1 protein-coding gene is annotated in these 20807 nt (G+C 64.9%); it reads left to right on the top strand.

The window, feature by feature from the left end:
• The first annotated feature begins 151 nt into the window (after positions 1-151).
• Positions 152-20806, top strand: coding sequence for a filamentous hemagglutinin N-terminal domain-containing protein (locus BSY238_RS12310; RefSeq protein WP_069039395.1), 20655 nt, complete (start codon positions 152-154; stop codon positions 20804-20806).
• The last annotated feature ends 1 nt before the right edge of the window (position 20807 follow it).

Raw genomic sequence — 20807 nt, 5'->3', positions numbered from 1 at the left:
CAGGGGCGGAAACGGTATCGCTCATTTCAGACATTACGACATGCGGGGATGCAGTCGGAATTTTTGCGTTGGCCCGCGCGGGTCTGAACCGGATTACCTGAAGCAGCGGTAATCGTGTTTACGGCCTCGCGGAGAAGAACTTGAGGCCGAAATGAACAAGGGTCGCTACAGACTGGTTTTTTCCGAAGAGAAGGGCGGCTACGTCCCTGTGCCGGAAGAAACGAAGGCATGCGGCAAGGGCGGCGGCGCGCGCGCGCTGCGTCGTGTCGTCGCTGCGATGGCGGCCGCATTGCCCGGCCTCGCGATCGCCAACCCGACCGGTCATCAGGTGATCCATGGCAACGTGGGCGTTCAGGTCCAGGGCAGCACGCTGAACATCACGGCCAGCGACAAGGCCATCATCAACTGGCAGCAGTTTTCCATCCAGCCAGGCGAAACCACCCGCTTCATCCAGCCGAGTTCGACCGCCAGCGTACTCAATCGCGTGGTCGGTCAGGATCCGTCGAGAATACTCGGCAACCTGATCGCCAATGGCCGCGTCTTCCTGATCAACCCGAATGGCGTGCTGTTCGGCGCCGGCGCGAAGGTCGATACCGCCGGGTTGGTCGCGTCGACGCTCAACATCCGGAATGAGGATTTCCTCGCCGGCAGGATGAAGTTCGATGCCGACGGCAATGCCGGCAAGCTGCGCAACGACGGTACGCTGAAAACGACCGGCGGCCCGCTGATCCTGATCGCCACCGATGTCGAAAACACCGGACTAATCACCGCCGAGAACGGCGACATCGTGCTGGCAGCGGGCAAAAGTGTCGAGATTGCCGATCCGCATCAGCCCTCGCTGCGCGTCAAGATCGAAGCCGGTGGCGAGGCGATCAACCTCGGTCAGCTGATTGCACGCGGCGGCAGTGTCGGCATGTTCGGCGCAGCGCTCACGCAAGCCGGAAAGATTTCGGCCACCGGTGCGCACCGCACCGAAGACGGCCGCATCGTGCTGCGCGGCTCGAAATCCGTCACGCTCACCGCCCAGTCGGAAACGGTTGCACAAACCGCCGACGGCGCCGGCGGCGCGATCGACATCAGCGCGCCAGAAGTGCGCGTGGACGCCGGCGCGCAGGTGGATGCGAGCGGCACCGAAGGCGGCCGGATCGAAGTCAGCGCCGAACAGCGCGCAACCGTCGAAGGCACGCTGCGTGCGGTCGGCCGCGTCGATGCGCCCGCCGCTGCAGTCGCGCCCGCACCGGCCGCAACGACTGCCCCGGCATCCGTGGCCGGCGACGACCTCGACCTGCCGGTCACCGCTGCCGGCCCCGCTCCCGCGGCACCGGTCAGCGCATCGCTGGGCCAGGGCGGCGATATCGTCGTCACTGCCCAGACCGTCGTGCTCGATGGCGATGCCGTGCTCGATGCATCGGGCGATACCGGCGGCGGTTCCATCCTCGTCGGCGGCGACTGGCAAGGCGCCAATGCGGCCGTAAGCAACGCACACATCAGCTGGGTCGGACACGGCGTGAGCCTGCTGTCCGATGCGCTGCTGAACGGCGATGGCGGCAAGGTCGTCGTATGGGCCGACGAAGCCACCGCCTTCGCAGGCAGCATCTGGGCACGCGGCGGTCGCGACGGCGGCGACGGTGGACAGGTCGAAGTGTCCGGCAAGGTGGCCCTGCTCTATCGCGGCCGCACGGACACCCGCGCCGAGCGGGGCCGCAATGGCGAACTGCTGCTCGACCCGCTGGCCATCATCATCCAGGGCGGCACGGGCGACGGCAGCAATGACGGCAGCCTGATTTTCAGCGGCGGCACAACGCCGGGGACGATCACGGCAGACGCCCTCGGCCCCACGGTCATTTTCGAAAGCGAGATCGAAGAACAGAGCAAGACCACCGACATCATTCTGCGCGCACAGCGCTCAGTGACGGTGGGCAGCAACCAGTTCAACTACACCGCCAGCGGCAATGTCGCGGGAGAAACCGCCGGCCAGCTTGCGTTGGCCAGCAACAGCAGCCTTCTGATCGAAACACGCAATCTCGGCGTCGGAGAGGGCGGAGCAAGCGCCGGCATAGATCTGGTCACCGGCGGCGCACATGGCGCCGCGCTGCAGATCACCACCCGGGGCGATGGCGACATCACGCTGCAGACCGGGTACAGCAATGGTGAAAAGGTCGGCAACCAGATAGCGAACGTGCTGCTGCCGGTGCTGGGCAGCGCATCGGGCAGCATCCTCGTGCGCACATCCGATGGCTCGACCGTGCAACTGCTGGGCGCCGGCTACACATCGGGCGGCAGCATCCAGATCGTGGCCGCCACGGTCACCGGTGGCGCCACGCTGAGCGCGGCGGGCGGTACGCAGATTATCGGCAACTATGTCGCAAGCAGCGGCACGCTGGCCTTCCAGGGCGGGGCATCATCTATCAGCGGCACCCTCACCCTGACGGGCAATCTCGGCGGCGACGCAGCGCTGACACTGGGCGGTCTGGACTGGCGCGGTGGCCGGATGCTCGCTGGCGGCGCCGTGTCGCTGACCGGTGCCGGCGTCATCGATAACACAAGTGCCTACCGTTATCTGGCGCGGCGCCTGAATGTATCCGGCAGTCTTAGCCTCGAAAATTCGTCCGGCTATTATCTCGACGTGGAGGCGGGTGGCACCCTGCATCTGAACGCAGGCGGTGCGCTGACGACCGGCACCGCGAATGGCCTCATCTACCTGGCCGCCGGCAATGGCGGAACTGCCGCATTGAGCGCGGATGCCGGCGCAGTCGTCGACGTCGGCGGTGGGACGACGCTGAATCTTCGTGGCGACAGCACCACCGGCAATCTGATATCAGGCGTGTTCTCGCTGGCCGGCGATGGTGCGTTGCTGCTTGATTCCGGTTTGATCACCACCGGCGCAGACACGACAATTTCCGGTAGTGGCCTGCTGCGGATGACCAATGGCGGGGCACTGGGCGGTTCGCACCTGCTGACGATCGCCAGCGACTTCGAGTGGCTGGGCGGCGCGATGAGCGGCACCGGCACGACAGTGCTCTCCGGCAGCGCACAGATCGACAACACCAGCGCGTACAAGTACCTGAACCGCCGGCTCGAGCTCACCGGAAACCTCGCATTCGGAAACAACAGCGGCTACTACCTGCAGGTCGGCAACGGCGGCACGCTGCATCTGGGTGCCACCGGCAGCCTGACGACCACCACCAGCAACGGCCTGCTCAACCTGAGCGCCGGCAGCGGCGGCGTGGCAGCCTTCACGGCCGCAGCAGGTTCGGTCATCGATGTCGCGGACGGCACCTCGCTGACGCTGCGGACCGACGGTAGCGCCGGAAACCGCATGTCCGGCACCTTCGGCCTGTCGGGAGACGGCGCGATGGTGTTCGATTCCGGCCTGATCGATGTGTCGGCCGCCACCCGCTTCGAAGGCGCAGGTCGCTTCCGCTTTGCCGGCGGCACGATCACCGGCGCCGGCGCGCTGACGATAGACAGCCTGTTCGACTGGGCCGGCGGGACCTTCTCGGGTACCGGCGTCACGGTCGTGTCGGGTAGTGCGGTGATCGACAACACCTCTGCCTACAAATTCGTCAATCGCCGGGTCGAAGTGTCGGGCGACCTCACCTTCGGCAATTCCACCGGCTACTACCTGCAGATCGGCAATGGCGGCACGCTGCACCTGCTGTCCGGCGGGCAACTGGCCACTGCCGGCACCAGCGGCTTCATCTACATGGCGGCGGGCGCCAGCGGCGTCGCGCGTCTGAGCGCCGACGCCGGCTCTTCGATTGCCTTGAGCGCGAACACGCTGCTGACCATCCGCAGCGACGGCAATACCGGAAATCAGATCGGCGGCACCTTCGGCCTGACCGGCGCCGGCGCGACCTATTTCGACTCCGGCACTTTCGCCACCAGCGGTGCGACGAACTTCACCGGCGCGGGGCTTTTGCGCGTCGGCGGCGGGACCACGCTGAACCTGAATCACTCGACCGCATTCGGTTCGCCATTCCGTTTCGAGAACGGCGTGCTGGGCGGCTCAGGCGCGGTCGACATCGGCGGCGCGTTCACCTGGGCGGGCGGCACGATGTCGGGCACCGGCACCACCGTGCTGTCGGGCAACGGCGTCATCGACAACACGTCCTCCTACAAATTCCTGAACCGTCGGCTGGAACTGGAGGGGGGTCTCTCGTTCGGCAATTCAAACGGGTATTACCTGCAGATCGGCGATGGCGGCACCCTGCATCTGACGGCCAGCGGACAGCTGTCGACCGCGACCGTCAACGGGCTCATTTACCTCGCCGCCGGGGCGGGCGGAACGGCGCGGATTTCGGCCGATGCGGGTTCGGACATCAGCACCGCAAGCGACACCTTGCTGACCCTGCGCAGCGATAGCAATACCGGCAACCAGATTTCCGGCACGTTCGGCCTCACCGGTGCCGGCGAACTGGTGTTCGATTCCGGCCTGCTGACGACGGCCGCCGCGACCCACTTCACGGGTCCGGGATCCCTGCGCATCAGCGGTTCGAACATTGCGTTCAACCATGCCTCGACGGTGTCATCCGCGCTGCGATTCTCGAGCGGAACGATCAGCGGTTCCGGCAACCTTGCCGTCAGCGGCCCCTTCATCTGGGCAGGCGGGACGATGTCGGGCACCGGCACCACCCTGCTGTCCGGCAGCACCGTCGTCGACAACACCTCGGCCTACAAATTCGTCAACCGCAGCGTGGAGGTTAGCGGCACGGTCGCGTTCGGCAATTCGAGTGGCTACTACGTGCAGGTCGGCAACGGCGGCACGCTGCATCTGCTGGCAAGCGGCCAGTTGGCGACCGAAACCACCAACGGATTGATCTACCTGGCTGCGGGCAGCGGTGGTACCGCGGTGCTTAGCGCTGCCGCGGGCGCCGACATCAGCGTTGCCGACGGCACCGCGCTGATCTTGCGCAGCGACAGCAATACCGGGAACCTGATTTCCGGCACGTTCGCGCTTAGCGGCGCCGGCAGCTTTCATTTCGACTCCGGCGTGATCAGCGCCAACAGCGACACCACCTTCACCGGCAGCGGCGAACTGCTGATTTCGAGTGGCGCGACGCTCGCTGGCAGCGCCCTGGTGACCATCGCTTCCGGCTTCGACTGGACCGGTGGCATCATGTCAGGGACCGGTACGACCCGTCTGGTCAATGCCGTCAGCCTGACCGGCAGCGGCACCCGCTCGCTGAACCGTACTCTGGAGATCGCCGCCGGCGGCAGCCTCGACATCGGCGACAACGTGGTGATCCAGCGCTCGACGAGCAATGGCGGCACCGGCCGCATTGTCGCTCTGGGCACGCTCACCAAGTCCTCCGGCAGCGGCACAGCCTACATCCAGTATCTCGATCTGCAGGGCAATCTGGCGTCAAGCAGCGGCATCCTGTCGCTCTACGGCAACGCGGCCGGAACAACTCTGGGCAGCGCGAGCTTCTCCACGTCCGGAACCGGTCTGATGCGGATGGATTCCGGCCTGTTCACGCTGACCAACGGGCAGACAGCAACCGTCACTGCGGGCACGCTCGACCTGTCCGGTGCGACGCTGTCGACCGCCGGGACGTCGTCGATCATCGGAGCCGGCACCTTCCTGCTGTCGTCCGGCACGCTGGACGGCGCCGGCACGCTGAATATCAGTTCCGGTTTCAACTGGACGGCCGGCACGATGTCCGGCGCCGGTGTCACCCGTCTGGTCAGCGACGTCAGCCTGACCGGCAGCGGCACGCGCACGCTTAACCGCACGCTGGAAATCTCGGCGGGCGCCAGCCTGAACCTCGGCAACGACGTGCTGATCCAGCGCGCGACCAGCAATGGAGGCACCGGCGGCATCGTTGCGCTGGGTTCGCTCACCAAATCCAGCGGCACCGGTACCGCCTACGTGCGCTACCTTGATCTGCGCGGCAATATCTCGTCGAGCAGCGGCACGCTGTCGATCTATGGCAACACCGCCGGCAGCAGCATCAATGGCGCGGTGTTCTCCACGACCGGCAGCGGCGTGCTGAGCTTCGATTCCGGCCTCTTCACGCTGAACACCGGCGAATCGGCCAGCGTCGCGGCCGGCATTTTCGATCTGTCGGGCGGCACGCTGAGCACGACCGGCGACAGCACCTTCGGCGGCGCAGGCACACTGCGCTTCACGTCGGGCACGATCAGCGGCATCGGCAGACTGACCGTGAACGCGGGCTTCGACTGGAGCGCCGGCACGCAGAGTGGCTTGGGTGTGACCCGCCTGAACGGCGAAAGCCGCATTCTGTCCGGCGGCACCAAAGCGTTAAACCGGACACTGGAAATCAGTGGCAGCACGCGTGTCGACACACCGAGCGGGACAGTGCAGATACAGGACAGCGGGCGCCTTTCGGTGCTGGACACCGGGCAATTGGAGATCGTTGGCGGCTCGAGCATTTCGCACCTCGGCAGCGGGCGCCTCGACAATGCAGGCCTGATGCGCAAGACCGGTACGGCGGGGCTAACGCTGGCAATGCCGCTTACCAACATCGGCACGCTGCGCATAGAGAGCGGCACACTCACTGCCAGCGCCTTTCCGGTCAACGCCGGCACGCTTGATGTCTTCGACAGCGCAGCGCTGATCACGGCCAACAACAGCCTGCAGAACAATGGCGTGATTCAGGGTGGGGGTGCGATCAATCTTGGCGCCGGCACGTTGACCAACGCAGGCGCCCTGCGCCCGGGCAATGGCGCGGCAGCCGGTACACTTGCCATCACCGGCAATCTGATCCAAACCGCGGCAGGCTTGATCGAAGCTGACGTCCTGGGCACTACTGCGGCGCAGCAGGACCACGTCACGGTCACCGGCAGCGCGACGCTCGACGGCGACCTCGTGCTGTCGCCGTCACAGAGCCTGACATTCGGCGCGCAGGACCGCTACACGGTGCTGTCTTGTGGCGCCGAAGGATGCCTGTCGGGCAGCTTCTCCAGCATCGAGACGGGCGGTCTCGCTGCCACGGCAACGTTCTTTTCGAATGCGCTGAGCTTCGCGACCGGCACAATCGCTAGCACCTGGATTTCAACGACGTCCGGTTTCTGGGATGTTGCCGCGAACTGGGCAAACAGCCTGATTCCGGGTGAGGCGAACGACGTCATCATCGATCAGGCGGGTGATCTGACCATCACCGTACGGGCGACCGCTCCAGTCAGCAGCTTCCGGGTCAACAGCCTTTATTCGAATGAGAACATCACCATTGCCGGCAGCACACTTACGCTGATCGACGATTCGGTCATCAATGGGCGGCTGACGATGTCCGGCGGCACGCTGAACATCGGGACACAACTCGATACCGGATCGCTGGCGATCTCGGGTGGCACGATTTCGGGTGGCCGCCTGTTCGCCGCGGGCGGCAGCAACGTCATGACGGGCGGCACGCTCAATTCGCTGCAGATGATGATCGGCGCGCAATTCAACGCGAGTGGCGGCACACTGGCCAATGTCACGCTGTCCAAGTTGGGCAGTGGCATCGGCGCGGGACAGGTGCTCGTTGGCGCCAACGGCGACTTGCGCGTGGTCGGCGCACTCACGCTCGACAACGCCGATATCACCCTCGCCTCCGACGGCAGCTCCACCTTCCTGCGCAGCATCACAGGCCCCTGGTCCATCGGCGGCAATGGATCCATCCTGTTCGGCGGCTCACACAACGCCGTGCGCGCCAACAATTACCTCGGCTACGGCTCCGGCGCCTACTCCTTGTCCATCGGCTCCGGCGTCACCGTCGCCGGAGCCAACGGCGGATACATCTACTTCGGTAACAACGGCGTCAACGCCGGAACCATCTCCGCCAATACCGCCGGCAAGGAAATCTCCCTCAACAGCTGGGCCACCACCGACACCTGGACCAACTCCGGCACGGTGCGCGCCAATGGCGGCATCCTCAGCACCAACGACACCTGGTCCAGTACCGGAACGCTGCAGCTCGACTCCGGCATCCTGTTCCTCGGCGGAAGCTTCAACACCGCCTCCTTCAACACCCTGGTGAGGCCGGCCGACGCCGACCGCGGGTCGCTCAATCTGGTCGGCACGCTCAACAACGCCAACTCCACCCTGCTGCTCGATGGCTCAACCGGCACGCTCGCCTTCGGCGGCAACATCTCCTCCGGCACCGTGCGCATCAACAACGCCAATGGCGGCGCGCTCAACACCGGCTATGCCGGCTTCTCCGGCTCATCTTTCGGTGGCAGCAATACCGCAACACTGACCAACGTCACTCTCGGCAATATCGCCAACGTCGCCGACAGCGGACACCTGACCATCGCCAACAACGGCGACTTGCGCGTGGTCGGCGCACTCACGCTCGACAACGCCGATATCACCCTCGCCTCCGACGGCAGCTCCACCTTCCTGCGCAGCATCACAGGCCCCTGGTCCATCGGCGGCAATGGATCCATCCTGTTCGGCGGCTCACACAACGCCGTGCGCGCCAACAATTACCTCGGCTACGGCTCCGGCGCCTACTCCTTGTCCATCGGCTCCGGCGTCACCGTCGCCGGAGCCAACGGCGGATACATCTACTTCGGTAACAACGGCGTCAACGCCGGAACCATCTCCGCCAATACCGCCGGCAAGGAAATCTCCCTCAACAGCTGGGCCACCACCGACACCTGGACCAACTCCGGCACGGTGCGCGCCAATGGCGGCATCCTCAGCACCAACGACACCTGGTCCAGTACCGGAACGCTGCAGCTCGACTCCGGCATCCTGTTCCTCGGCGGAAGCTTCAACACCGCCTCCTTCAACACCCTGGTGAGGCCGGCCGACGCCGACCGCGGGTCGCTCAATCTGGTCGGCACGCTCAACAACGCCAACTCCACCCTGCTGCTCGATGGCTCAACCGGCACGCTCGCCTTCGGCGGCAACATCTCCTCCGGCACCGTGCGCATCAACAACGCCAATGGCGGCGCGCTCAACACCGGCTATGCCGGCTTCTCCGGCTCGTCTTTCGGTGGCAGCAATACCGCAACACTGACCAACGTCACTCTCGGCAATATCGCCAACGTCGCCGACAGCGGACACCTGACCATCGCCAACAACGGCGACTTGCGCGTGGTCGGCGCACTCACGCTCGACAACGCCGATATCACCCTCGCCTCCGACGGCAGCTCCACCTTCCTGCGCAGCATCACAGGCCCCTGGTCCATCGGCGGCAATGGATCCATCCTGTTCGGCGGCTCACACAACGCCGTGCGCGCCAACAATTACCTCGGCTACGGCTCCGGCGCCTACTCCTTGTCCATCGGCTCCGGCGTCACCGTCGCCGGAGCCAACGGCGGATACATCTACTTCGGTAACAACGGCGTCAACGCCGGAACCATCTCCGCCAATACCGCCGGCAAGGAAATCTCCCTCAACAGCTGGGCCACCACCGACACCTGGACCAACTCCGGCACGGTGCGCGCCAATGGCGGCATCCTCAGCACCAACGACACCTGGTCCAGTACCGGAACGCTGCAGCTCGACTCCGGCATCCTGTTCCTCGGCGGAAGCTTCAACACCGCCTCCTTCAACACCCTGGTGAGGCCGGCCGACGCCGACCGCGGGTCGCTCAATCTGGTCGGCACGCTCAACAACGCCAACTCCACCCTGCTGCTCGATGGCTCAACCGGCACGCTCGCCTTCGGCGGCAACATCTCCTCCGGCACCGTGCGCATCAACAACGCCAATGGCGGCGCGCTCAACACCGGCTATGCCGGCTTCTCCGGCTCGTCTTTCGGTGGCAGCAATACCGCAACACTGACCAACGTCACTCTCGGCAATATCGCCAACGTCGCCGACAGCGGACACCTGACCATCGCCAACAACGGCGACTTGCGCGTGGTCGGCGCACTCACGCTCGACAACGCCGATATCACCCTCGCCTCCGACGGCAGCTCCACCTTCCTGCGCAGCATCACAGGCCCCTGGTCCATCGGCGGCAATGGATCCATCCTGTTCGGCGGCTCACACAACGCCGTGCGCGCCAACAATTACCTCGGCTACGGCTCCGGCGCCTACTCCTTGTCCATCGGCTCCGGCGTCACCGTCGCCGGAGCCAACGGCGGATACATCTACTTCGGTAACAACGGCGTCAACGCCGGAACCATCTCCGCCAATACCGCCGGCAAGGAAATCTCCCTCAACAGCTGGGCCACCACCGACACCTGGACCAACTCCGGCACGCTGAGTCTGGCTGGCGGCCAGATGCATTCCGGCGACAGCTTCGTCAATGCCGGAATGATCCGCGGTATCGGCAACCTCAATCTGGGCAGCAATACGCTGACCAACGCCGGCACCCTGTTCGCGGACGGCGGTTTGCTGAACCTGACCGGCAATCTGGTTCTGACGGCCGGCAGCACGCTGCGCTTCGACATCGGCGGTCTTGATCGCGTGGTCGATCACGGTGCGCTGGACGTGAATGGCGCGGTCACCTTCGGCGGTACGCTGAGGGCCGATCATGTCAACGGTTATGTACCGGGAGGCGGCTCCGAAACCTTCCAGCTGATCCGCTACACCTCGCGCACCGGCAGCTCGCAGTTCGCCACGCTGAACGTGCCCAACGGTTTCGGATACGACAGTTACTACGGCGTCGGCACCTATCTGCTGGGCTTCGGCAATTCGCTGATCGGCATCAACGAATGGATCAGCAACACGAGCGGCGACTGGGCGACTGCCACCAACTGGTCGCTAGGCGTCGCGCCCAACAGCCCGGACATGGCCGTGCTGATCGACCGGGTCGGCTTCACGCCGACGATCACCATCTCTTCGGGCGACTGGACGATAGAGGAACTGATTTCCGAAGAGCATCTGACCATCAGCGGCGGCTCGCTCACCACCGCGTATGCCTATGTTGGCGGCAACCTCATCCTCAACGGCAGCGGCCGCATGACCGTCACGGATGAAATTGCACTCAACAACGTCACCCTCAACAACAGCAGTCAATTCATCGCCGACGGCGCCGGACAGATCGCGAATTACGTGCAGAACAACGGCACCAGCACGTTCAACGCCGCCAGTCTCGCCTTCGACGCCATAGACGTTCGTGGCGGTACGGTGAACTACAACGCTGCGCTCGCGCTGCCGTCGTCGCTGCTGAGGGTGGCCGGCTACACGGCCAACCTGAATGCCGATCAGGGCCAGACCCTGATCCAGGTCGTTTCCGGCACGCTCAACCTGAATCTGGCCAGCCTGACGTCGGACATCGAACTGAGCGGCAGCGGCGTGCTGAACGTGGCGAACAGTACGAGTGCCAGCGGCGACCTGACATGGACTGGCGGCAATATCGGCGGTGGCGGCACACTGACACTTGCCGGCGTGCTCGACGTCAGCGGTTCGAACTCCTTCGGACTTTCCAACACCGTGCTGGTCCATGCGAATGCCAGCGGGCTGAGCCGAATCGCCAAGAGCGGCGGCTACTTCTATCTGAACGGCACGAACGGGATACTGCGCAACAGTGCCGGCGCGTCGCTGACCATCGACACCACAGGCGGCAATTCCGGCACCTACTATTCCGGGGGCACCGGCGGCACGCTGCACAACCTGGGCACGCTGAACAAGACCGGCACCGGCACCTTCTTCATCTACAACCCGACGCATCTCGAGCAGGCCGGCGTACTGAACATCCAGCAGGGCGTATTCAACCTCGACAATGCGACGCACGCCCTGTCCGGACTGACCACGCTGGCCGCCGACAGCTCGCTTGACCTGAGCAGCGGGAGCTCGATCGCGGTATCCGGCACGGCCCGCTTCACCGGTGACGGCGTCGTGCGGCATAACAGTGCCACCGTGACGCTGGGCAACGGTGCGCGCATCGATGCCGACTACGCCCTGGCGGGCGGTACCCTGAACATCGGCGGCGCGGCGGTGATGAACGGTGATCTGGCCTGGACCGGCGGCATCATCACGGGTGACCTTGTCGCACCGGGCACGCTCACCCTGAATGGCGTGCTGAGCCAGACCGGCAACACCACGGTCTACCTGCGCAACGGCACACAGCTGGTACACGCCAACACCAGCGGCGCCAGCCGCATCTCAAATACATCGGGCAGCGGCTTCAACATCGAATTCGGTGCCACCTTCCGCAACACCGGTACGCTGACGATCGACATACAGAATGCCGGAAGCATCATGTACATCGATCACGACAGCGGTGCTGCCGGAACCTTCGAGAACACCGGCACGCTGACCAAAGTCGGCGCCGGTCGGGTCGACTTCGGCAACTTCGGCCAGTTGCAACTGGTGCAGCAAGGCAGTTTCCTGATCTCCGAGGGGCTGGTCACGCTGGGCAATACGGTGGCGCTGAATGGTACGGTGGACATCGCAGCCGATGCGACGCTGCGTGTGCTCGGCGGCACCACGACGATAGGGCCGAATGCCGACGTGACCGGTGCCGGCGTGCTTGATCTGGCCAGCGGCACGCTCAGCCTGGGCAACGGGGCAGACATCGACGCCCGTCAGGTCATCAGCGGCGGCACGCTGACGGTGGCCGCCGGCAGCAGCGCGACATTCAGCAATGCACTGTCGTGGACGGCCGGCACCATCAATGGCGGCGGCACGGTCAATGCAAGCGGCGTGTTCAACCAGAGCGGCAACACCACGGTCTATCTGCGCGACGGCACGCTGTTCCTGCACAGCAATGCCAGCGGCAACAGCCGCATCGCGAATACGTCGAGCAGCGGTTTCAACCTCGAGAACGGCGCGATCTTCCGCAACACCGGCGCGCTGACCCTGGATGTGGCGGGCGCAGCCAGCAACATGTACATCGATCAGGACAGCGGCCCGGCGATCGGACGTTTCGAGAATATCGGCACCCTGACGAAGACCGGAGCCGGCCGGCTCGACTTCGGTAATTTCGGAATCGTGCAACTGTTTCAGCAGGGCACGCTCGCGGTGAATCAGGGCCTGGTGACGCTGGGCGGCACCGGCTCCCTGTCGGGCACGCAGCAGATCGCCAGCGGTGCTGAACTGCGCGTGACCAGCGGCTCCATTTCGGCAGCGGCGAGCGCCGTGTTCGGTGGCACCGGAGTCCTGTCGCTGACCGGCGGCACGCTGGCCTTCGCAGACGGCCTCGATACCGGCATCACGCTTCAACAGTCGGGCGGCAACTTCGAGGGCACCGGCAACAACACGCTGTCGGGCCGCTACGAGTGGACCGGCGGCAATGTCGCCGGCAGCGGCGCCCTGACCGTCAGCGGCATCCTGCAATTGAGCGGAGCCAGCAGCTTCGGTCTTGCCGGTCGTTCCCTGGTGCATACCAATGGGTCCGGTTCGAGCAGCCTGTTCAAGACCAGTGGATATTTCTACATCGGGGGCGGCGCGAGCTTCACCAACGCGACCGGCGCCCGGCTCTACTTCGACACCGGAAGCGGCAATCCCGGCCTGTGGTATTCCACCGGCGCGGCGGGCAGCTTCATCAACCAGGGCACGCTGACCAAGGTCGGCAGCGGCACACTGTATGTCTACAACCCGGTCGGCCTGCAGAACCCGGGTACGCTGATCCTGGGCCAGGGCAGTGTGATCGGCGACGGCTTCAACCAGAATGCGGGCACGCTGCAGTTGCTGCCGGGTACGATCTTCAGCACCGCAAGTTCGCCCCTGACCAACACCGGCCTGATCGCCGGCCATGGCGTACTGATCACCGGCGGCACCGGCCTGCTCAACCAGGGCACTGTCAGCCCCGGCGGCGCCGGCAGCATCGGCACACTGAACATCACCGGCCGTTATGCCCAGGACGCGACAGGCACATTGCAGATCGAACGCGGCAACGCCGGCGCCGATGCCTTGATCGTCAGCAGCACGGCCACACTGGGCGGCACGCTCGTGGTCAGCGAGCTGCCGGGCTACATCGCAACCGGCGGCACGTCCGATGTGGTGACCGCCAGCGCGCTGAGCGGCAGCTTCTCTACCGTCACGCTGCCGAGCGGCTACAGCACGCAGACCGTCGGCAACCGTCAGGTGCTCAGTTACGCAGGCGCGATCTGCGGTGGCGTGTGCTGGGACGGCGGCGGCGGTTCGCTGCTGTGGACCGATGCAGCCAACTGGACCGGCGACCTGCTGCCCGGCACGAACGATCTCGTGTTCATCGACCTGGGTACGATCAGTGTCCAGCTGACCAACGGCAGCCACACGATACGCAGCCTGAATACCGCCTCCGGCAACACGCTGATCGTCTCCGGCGGCAGCCTCACGGTGACAGACGTGGCGACACTGGCCGGCGATCTGGTCATCAGCGGCGGCACGGCAAACTTCAACGGTGCGGCGCAACTCGCGCGACTGATGCTGTCGTCGGGCATCTTCGGCGGCAGCGGAGCGGTCACCTTCAGCCAGTCCGGTTCGACCTGGACTGGCGGCGATGTCGGCGGCACGGGGCGCCTCGTGTTTGCTGCTGGATCGACCTTCAACTACGCCGCCGGCACACGGACGATCACACGACGTCTGGATATCGAACAGGGTGGCCGGTTTTCGCTCGACAGCGGCTCGCTGACGACGACCGGTGGCGCCGGCAACGCCGGTGTGGTCAATGTGGCTTTCGGCGCCACCGCGCGCTACGGCGGCAGCGCGACCTACCTGCTTGATGCGACCGGCCAGTTCGACGGCGGCGGACGCATCGAATTCATCAACACGGCTCAGGTGACGAGTGCCACGAACGCGCCCGCCATCGCCGACAACACCTTCACCGTGCGCGTGCAGGATTCGGCCCGCTTCACGCTGAGCACACCGGGCGCCATCGCCAACCTCGAACTGGCCGACAGCGGCCAGGTCATCGCGCAGGCTGGCCTGCAGGTCGGTTCTGTGACACAGACCGGCGGCACGTTGACCTTGAACGCGGCGTCGGGCGCCAGCCTCTACAACTGGAATGGCGGCACGCTGGCCGGCAGCTCGACATTCAGCATCGTCGGCGCGGGCAGCTGGACGCGCGGCACGCTGATCGGCAATCTCGTCATCGCCAATGGCGCATCGCTGACCTTGAGCGGCACCGGCAGCGACGACGTGCAGTCGACCAGCTACAAGCGCTTCGGCGCTGGCTCACTGACCAACTTCGGCACGCTGAACTGGCTGGAAGGGCATATCGACGTCATCGGCGCCGGGCGCGTGGACAACCACGGCTTGATCGATCTGGCATCGGACTTCAGTTTCGGCGACCGCTCGACCGGTACCGGCACCTTCACACTGGTGAATCACAACAGCGGCGTCATTTCGAAAACGGCCGGTACGGGTGAGTTCGCAATCGGCACGCTGGGCATTCCGGGCGGCACAGCGAATTACACCAATTTCACCAACAATGGCCGGATCAACGTCTTCAGCGGCCGGCTGCGTTTCAACATCGGCTATTCCGGCGCCTCGGGCGGCGGCACCTTCACGCACAACAACTTCATCGCGATCGGCGCGGACTCGACTCTGGAAATAGGCGGTGCACTGACCTACAACGGCGATGCCGACCTCGGCGCCGGTGGCGTACTGCGCCGCCTCGGCGGCTTCACGATCAACAGTGGCGCCGACGTCTTCGGCAACGGCACGATCGACGTCGGTGCCAGCGGCACGCTGACCAACGCCGGCGCCCTGGGTACCCTCGAGTACGGCACGTTGAGCGTGACCGGCAACTTCGTGCAGACCGACACCGGCGTCCTCGACCTGTGGATTGGCGGCACCAGTGCGGGCACCTACGACCAGCTTGCGGTCAGCGGTTCGGTCACGCTCGGCGGCACGCTCGTGGTAACCGAAGATCCGTCCTACACGCGCGGTCCACTGTCACTCGCCCTGATCACCGCCGGTAGCGGCATCAGCGGCACATTTGCAACGATCGACACACCGGTCGCCGGCTATACGACGGCGGTAGATGGAAATGCCTTCCGCATCAGTTTCGGCAGCATCGTCTGCGGCGGCATCTGCTGGGACGGCGGTGCAGGCACAGCGCTCTGGACGGATGCCGCCAACTGGTCCGGCGACGCCCTGCCCGGCCTGAACGACCTCGTGTTCATCGCGCTGGACAACGGCAGCAGCGTCGTGCTGAACAGCGGCAGCCATACCATCGCCGGTCTGACGACGACAGCCGGGAACGCACTTTCGATCAGCGCCGGCTCGCTGACACTCACCGGCATGTCGGCGCTGGCTGGCGACCTGACGCTGAGCGGCAGCGGCACACTGGTCACCAACGGCCGGCTCGACGCCACACGCTTCACGCAGACCGGCGGCACGTTCAATGGCCCCGGAGACTTCTTCGTATCGACTGCATTCAGCCAGACGGGCGGCAGCCACACCGGCATCGGCCGCACCATGCTGGGCAGCGCGGTGTCCTTTGCGCCGGGCAGTTACACCTTCAACCGCGACTTCGACATCGAAGGCACGCTCAACCACACCAGTGGCACGCTCGTTGTGGCAGCGAACCGCACGGTGACGGTCGACGGCGCACTGAACTGGACCAGTGGTTCGACCATTACGGGCTCCGGTACGTTGCTGCTGGCTGAGGGCAGCGTCAGCACCCTGAACGCCAACACGAATGGCGGCCACCTCGTACTGAGCGGCATCACCGTGAACAACGCCGGTACCGTCAATTACACCAGCGAAGGCCGTCAGGTGCTGATCAACGACGGCACGACCTTCAACAACACCGGCCGCTTCAACTTCGCATCCGATGGCGTGGTCAGCGAAAACTCCGGCAACGGTGGCAACTTCAACAACAGCGGCACGCTGGCCAAGACCGGCGGCACCGGAACCAGCGGCTTCGCCAGCCAGGTACGCTTCAACAACCTTGACGGCGGAACCGTGGATTCAGGCACGGGCACGGGCACGATCAGTCTGCAGACGCAGGGCGCGCATGCCGGCGTGTTCAACCTCGTCGGCAACGGCGTGCAGTTCAACGCCGGCGCGCACAGCTTCGCCAATGGCGCAACGATCACTGGTAGCGCGAACTTCAGCGGTGCCGCGATCAGTTCCGGCAACACCACCTTCAACGGTCCGGTCAATCTCTCGGGCGGCACGATCACATCGACCGGCACATTGACGCTCGATGGCGGCCTGAACTGGAACCGACAGGCAACGATCACCGGTGGCACGCTGAATCTGGCCGCCGGCACAACGAGCACGTTCAACGCGAACACCAACGGGGGTCACCTCGTGCTGAGCGGCGTCACTTTGAACAACGCCGGCACCGTCAATTACACCAGCGACGGACGTCAGTTGCTGATCAACGACGGCACGACCTTCAACAACAGCGGCCGCTTCAACTTCGCCTCCGACGGCAACGTCAGCGAGAATGCCGGTTTCGGAGGCACGTTCAATAACAGCGGCACCGTGGCGAAGACCGGCGGCACAGGCAGCAGCGGCTTCGCGAATTTCGCCCGCTTCAACAACCTGAATGGCGGCATCGTCGATTCCGGAACCGGCACGATATTGCTGCAGACCGACGGCAGCCATGACGGCGTGTTCGATATAGCCGGCAGCAATGTGCGCTTCAACGCCAGTACGCACACCTTCGCAGCCGGCGCGACGATACAGGGTATTGCCAATTTTGCCGGTGCGACGATCAACACCGCCGGCGCCACCATCAACGGCCCGGTAAATCTGTCCGGCGGCTCGATCAACCAGAACAGCAACACCACACTGACGCTGAACAACGGACTGAACTGGACGAGCGGTGCCAGCATCGCTGGCGGCACGCTCGACCTGATCGCCGGCAGCACAAGCTCCTTCAACGCCCACACCAACGGCGGTAACCTCGTCCTCGCCGATGTCACGGTCAACAATGCTGGTACCGTCAATTACACCAGCGCCGGTCGCGAACTTCTGATCAACGGTGGCACACGCTTCAACAACAGCGGCCGCTTCAACTTCGCTTCCGACGGCAACCTCAACGAAACGGCGGGCTTCGGCGGTCACTTCAACAACAGCGGCACCCTGGCCAAGACCGGCGGCACCGGCGTCAGCAGCTTCTCGAACTTCGTCCGTTTCAACAGTCTCGATGGTGGTGTCGTCGATAGCGGCACCGGTTTGATCGTGCTGCAGACAGAGGGGAATCACGCCGGGGCGTTCAACATCGTCGGCAACGGTGTGCAGTTCAGCGCAGGCGTGCATACCTTTGCATCAGGTTCGACGATCAACGGTCGCACCCATCTCGCAGGCGCCACGATCAACACCTCGGGTGCCACATTCAACGGCCCGGTGTTCCTGAGCGGCGGCCTGATCAACATCGCCAGCAGCAGCACGCTGACGATGGGCAGCGGACTGAACTGGGCCAGCAGCGCGACGATCTCCGGCGGCACGCTTAACCTCGCGTCCGGCAGCGCCAGCACCTTCAATGCCAGCACCAATGGCGGCAATCTGGTGCTCAGTAGCGTCACGGTGAACAACGCCGGCACGGTCGATTACATCAGTGCCGGCCGCGAGTTGCTGATCAACGACAATACACGCTTCAACAACACCGGCCGATTCAACTTCGCGTCCGATGGCGTGGTCAGCGAGAATTCCGGCAACGGCGGCACCTTCAACAACAGCGGCACGCTGGCCAAGACCGGCGGCACCGGCAGCAGTGGCTTCGCCAGTCAGGCACGCCTCGTGGACGAGGGCGGCAGCTACCGCGGCGAAACCGGCACGCTGCAGCTTGCGTCGCTCGGCACCGTGAGCGGCGTCATGCATATTGCTGCCGGCGCCTCCATCACCACCGCCTCGGCACTGACCAACACCGGCGTCATCGAAGGCAGCGGCACGCTGGATGTCGGTGGCGGCACACTCACCAACAGCGGCACCGTGCGCCCGGGTGGCGACGACCAGATCGGCCGTCTGACCGTGCTCGGCAACGTCACGCAGACCGCTGCCGGACGTATCGAAGCGGAATTTGCAGGCACCGCGACCAACCAGTTCGATGTGCTCGACGTACGCGGCGACACTTTGCTGGATGGCGTGCTCGAGGTGCAGTCGCTTGGCGCAGCGGTTCCGGTCGAAGGCATGCAACTGCCTGTCATCACCGCAAGCGGTACGCTGGACACGGGCGCACTTCAGCTGGTGGCACCGACCGGCTTCACGACACGCACGCTCGGCAGTTCATTGAGTCTGGGCTACACCGCTTGCACCACCGGCATCTGCTGGGACGGTGGCGCCGGCAGCCAGTTGTGGACCGATGCCGCAAACTGGACCGGCGATGTGCTGCCCGGCGTAAATGACCTCGTGTTCATCACGCTCGCCGGCGGTGCGAACGTGGTGCTGAACGCGATCCCGACCGTCACGGTTGCCGGACTGACCATCGGCAACGCGAATTCGCTGACGCTGACCGGTGGCGTACTCAATGCACCGACCACCGTGCAGCCGGGCGGCACGCTCAGCCTCGATGGCGGCAACCTGAACTTCGGCAACGCCCTGCTCAACAACGGCACGCTCAACTACAACGGCGGCACGATGAGCGGCAACGTGTTCACCAACAACGGTACGTTGAACGTGCTGTCCGGCAGTGTCGGCAACCTGACGACCACCCGCCTGAACAACAACGGCAGCGTCATCATCGATAGCGGTGCGACATTCGAGTTCGGCAACGGTGGCGGCATGATCTTCGCCAACAACGGCTCGGTCGATGTCGAAAGCGGCACATTGTCGGTACTGGCTCATGACACCGATGCCGCCGGACCGGGTGCCGACAGCGGCGCCTATTCGGTCGATTCGGGCGCGACGCTGCGCTTCCGCGACGCCTTCCGCGACTTCGGGCCGGGCTCGTCGATCACCGGTCCCGGCGACGTCGAATTCACCGCTTTCTCCGGCGGCGTGTTCAATGTCAATGGCAGCTACAACGTCGGTGGCGAAACGCGCGTCAGCGGCAACACCTTGGTCAATTTCAACAGCAACGCCACCTTCGGCGACCTGCGTGTCGCCGGTAACATCGGCGGCAACGGCGCGCTGACCATGACCGACGACCTGATCTGGACGTCCGGTTCGATCGGCGGCAACGGGCGCGCCATCGTGGTACGCGGCGACACGGTGCTTGATGGCAGCAACCTGGCGCTAAACGGGGCCGTGCTGAACATCGGCGGCTCCGGTCTGCTCGACACCGGTACGCAACTCGCGCTGAACGGCGGTTCGCAACTGATCGTCAGTGACGGGGCGTCGCTCGGACTGGGCAGCAATACCAGCGTCGGCGGCACCGGCAGCCTGGTCAATCGCGGTACGCTGGAAGGCACACTGGGCGGCGGCACTTCGAACGTCGCAGTGCGCCTGGTCAATGACGGCAACGTGCAGGCCAGTGCAGGCAATCTCGGCCTGACCGGCGGCATCGGCGGTGGCGGTCTGTTCGTCATCGGCGACAACGCGACGATGGAACTGGGCGGCGACCTGCCACCGGACATCTTCAACCGCATCGGTGGCAACGGCACGCTGAGCTTCTCGCCCACGTCGGCGCCGGTCATCAATCAGACGTTTGCCGCGACCGGGGGCACGCCGCTGTTGTTCAGCCTGCGCAGCGGTGCAACGCTGTCCAGCGGTCCAAACAATGGTGTGCTGGATGGCCAGCAGTCGGCGTGGCAATACACGGCGAACGCCGGCTTCAATGGCAACGATTCGGCACGCTTCACGCTCAGTCTGGGCAGTGGAACGGCGCAGATCAATGTGAACTTCGCGGTGACGTCGGCGCCGGCCGTCACGCAACCCGAAGTGCAGGTGATCACCACTACGCTGCTGCCTGAAATTTTCCAGCCGCCGCGCATAGCACTGCCTTCCACCCCGAGCTTCACGCCGGCGCCGATTGTGAACATCGCAGGCATCGACGCGCTGAGCGAAATCGTCACCGCGTCGGGCCCGACTTTCGAACAGCCGCTGCGCGAATTCAGCGCCAGCCGTCTGCAGTGCAGATAAG

It is taken from the genome of Methyloversatilis sp. RAC08 (assembly GCF_001713355.1).
Taxonomy (GTDB): domain Bacteria; phylum Pseudomonadota; class Gammaproteobacteria; order Burkholderiales; family Rhodocyclaceae; genus Methyloversatilis.
This window is presented reverse-complemented; position numbering and strand designations above follow the sequence as displayed.

Bases quoted from the DNA above. Each gene is read 5' to 3' on its own strand.
- BSY238_RS12310 (WP_069039395.1), top strand. From the start codon at position 152: ATGAACAAGGGTCGCTACAGACTGGTTTTTTCCGAAGAGAAGGGCGGC.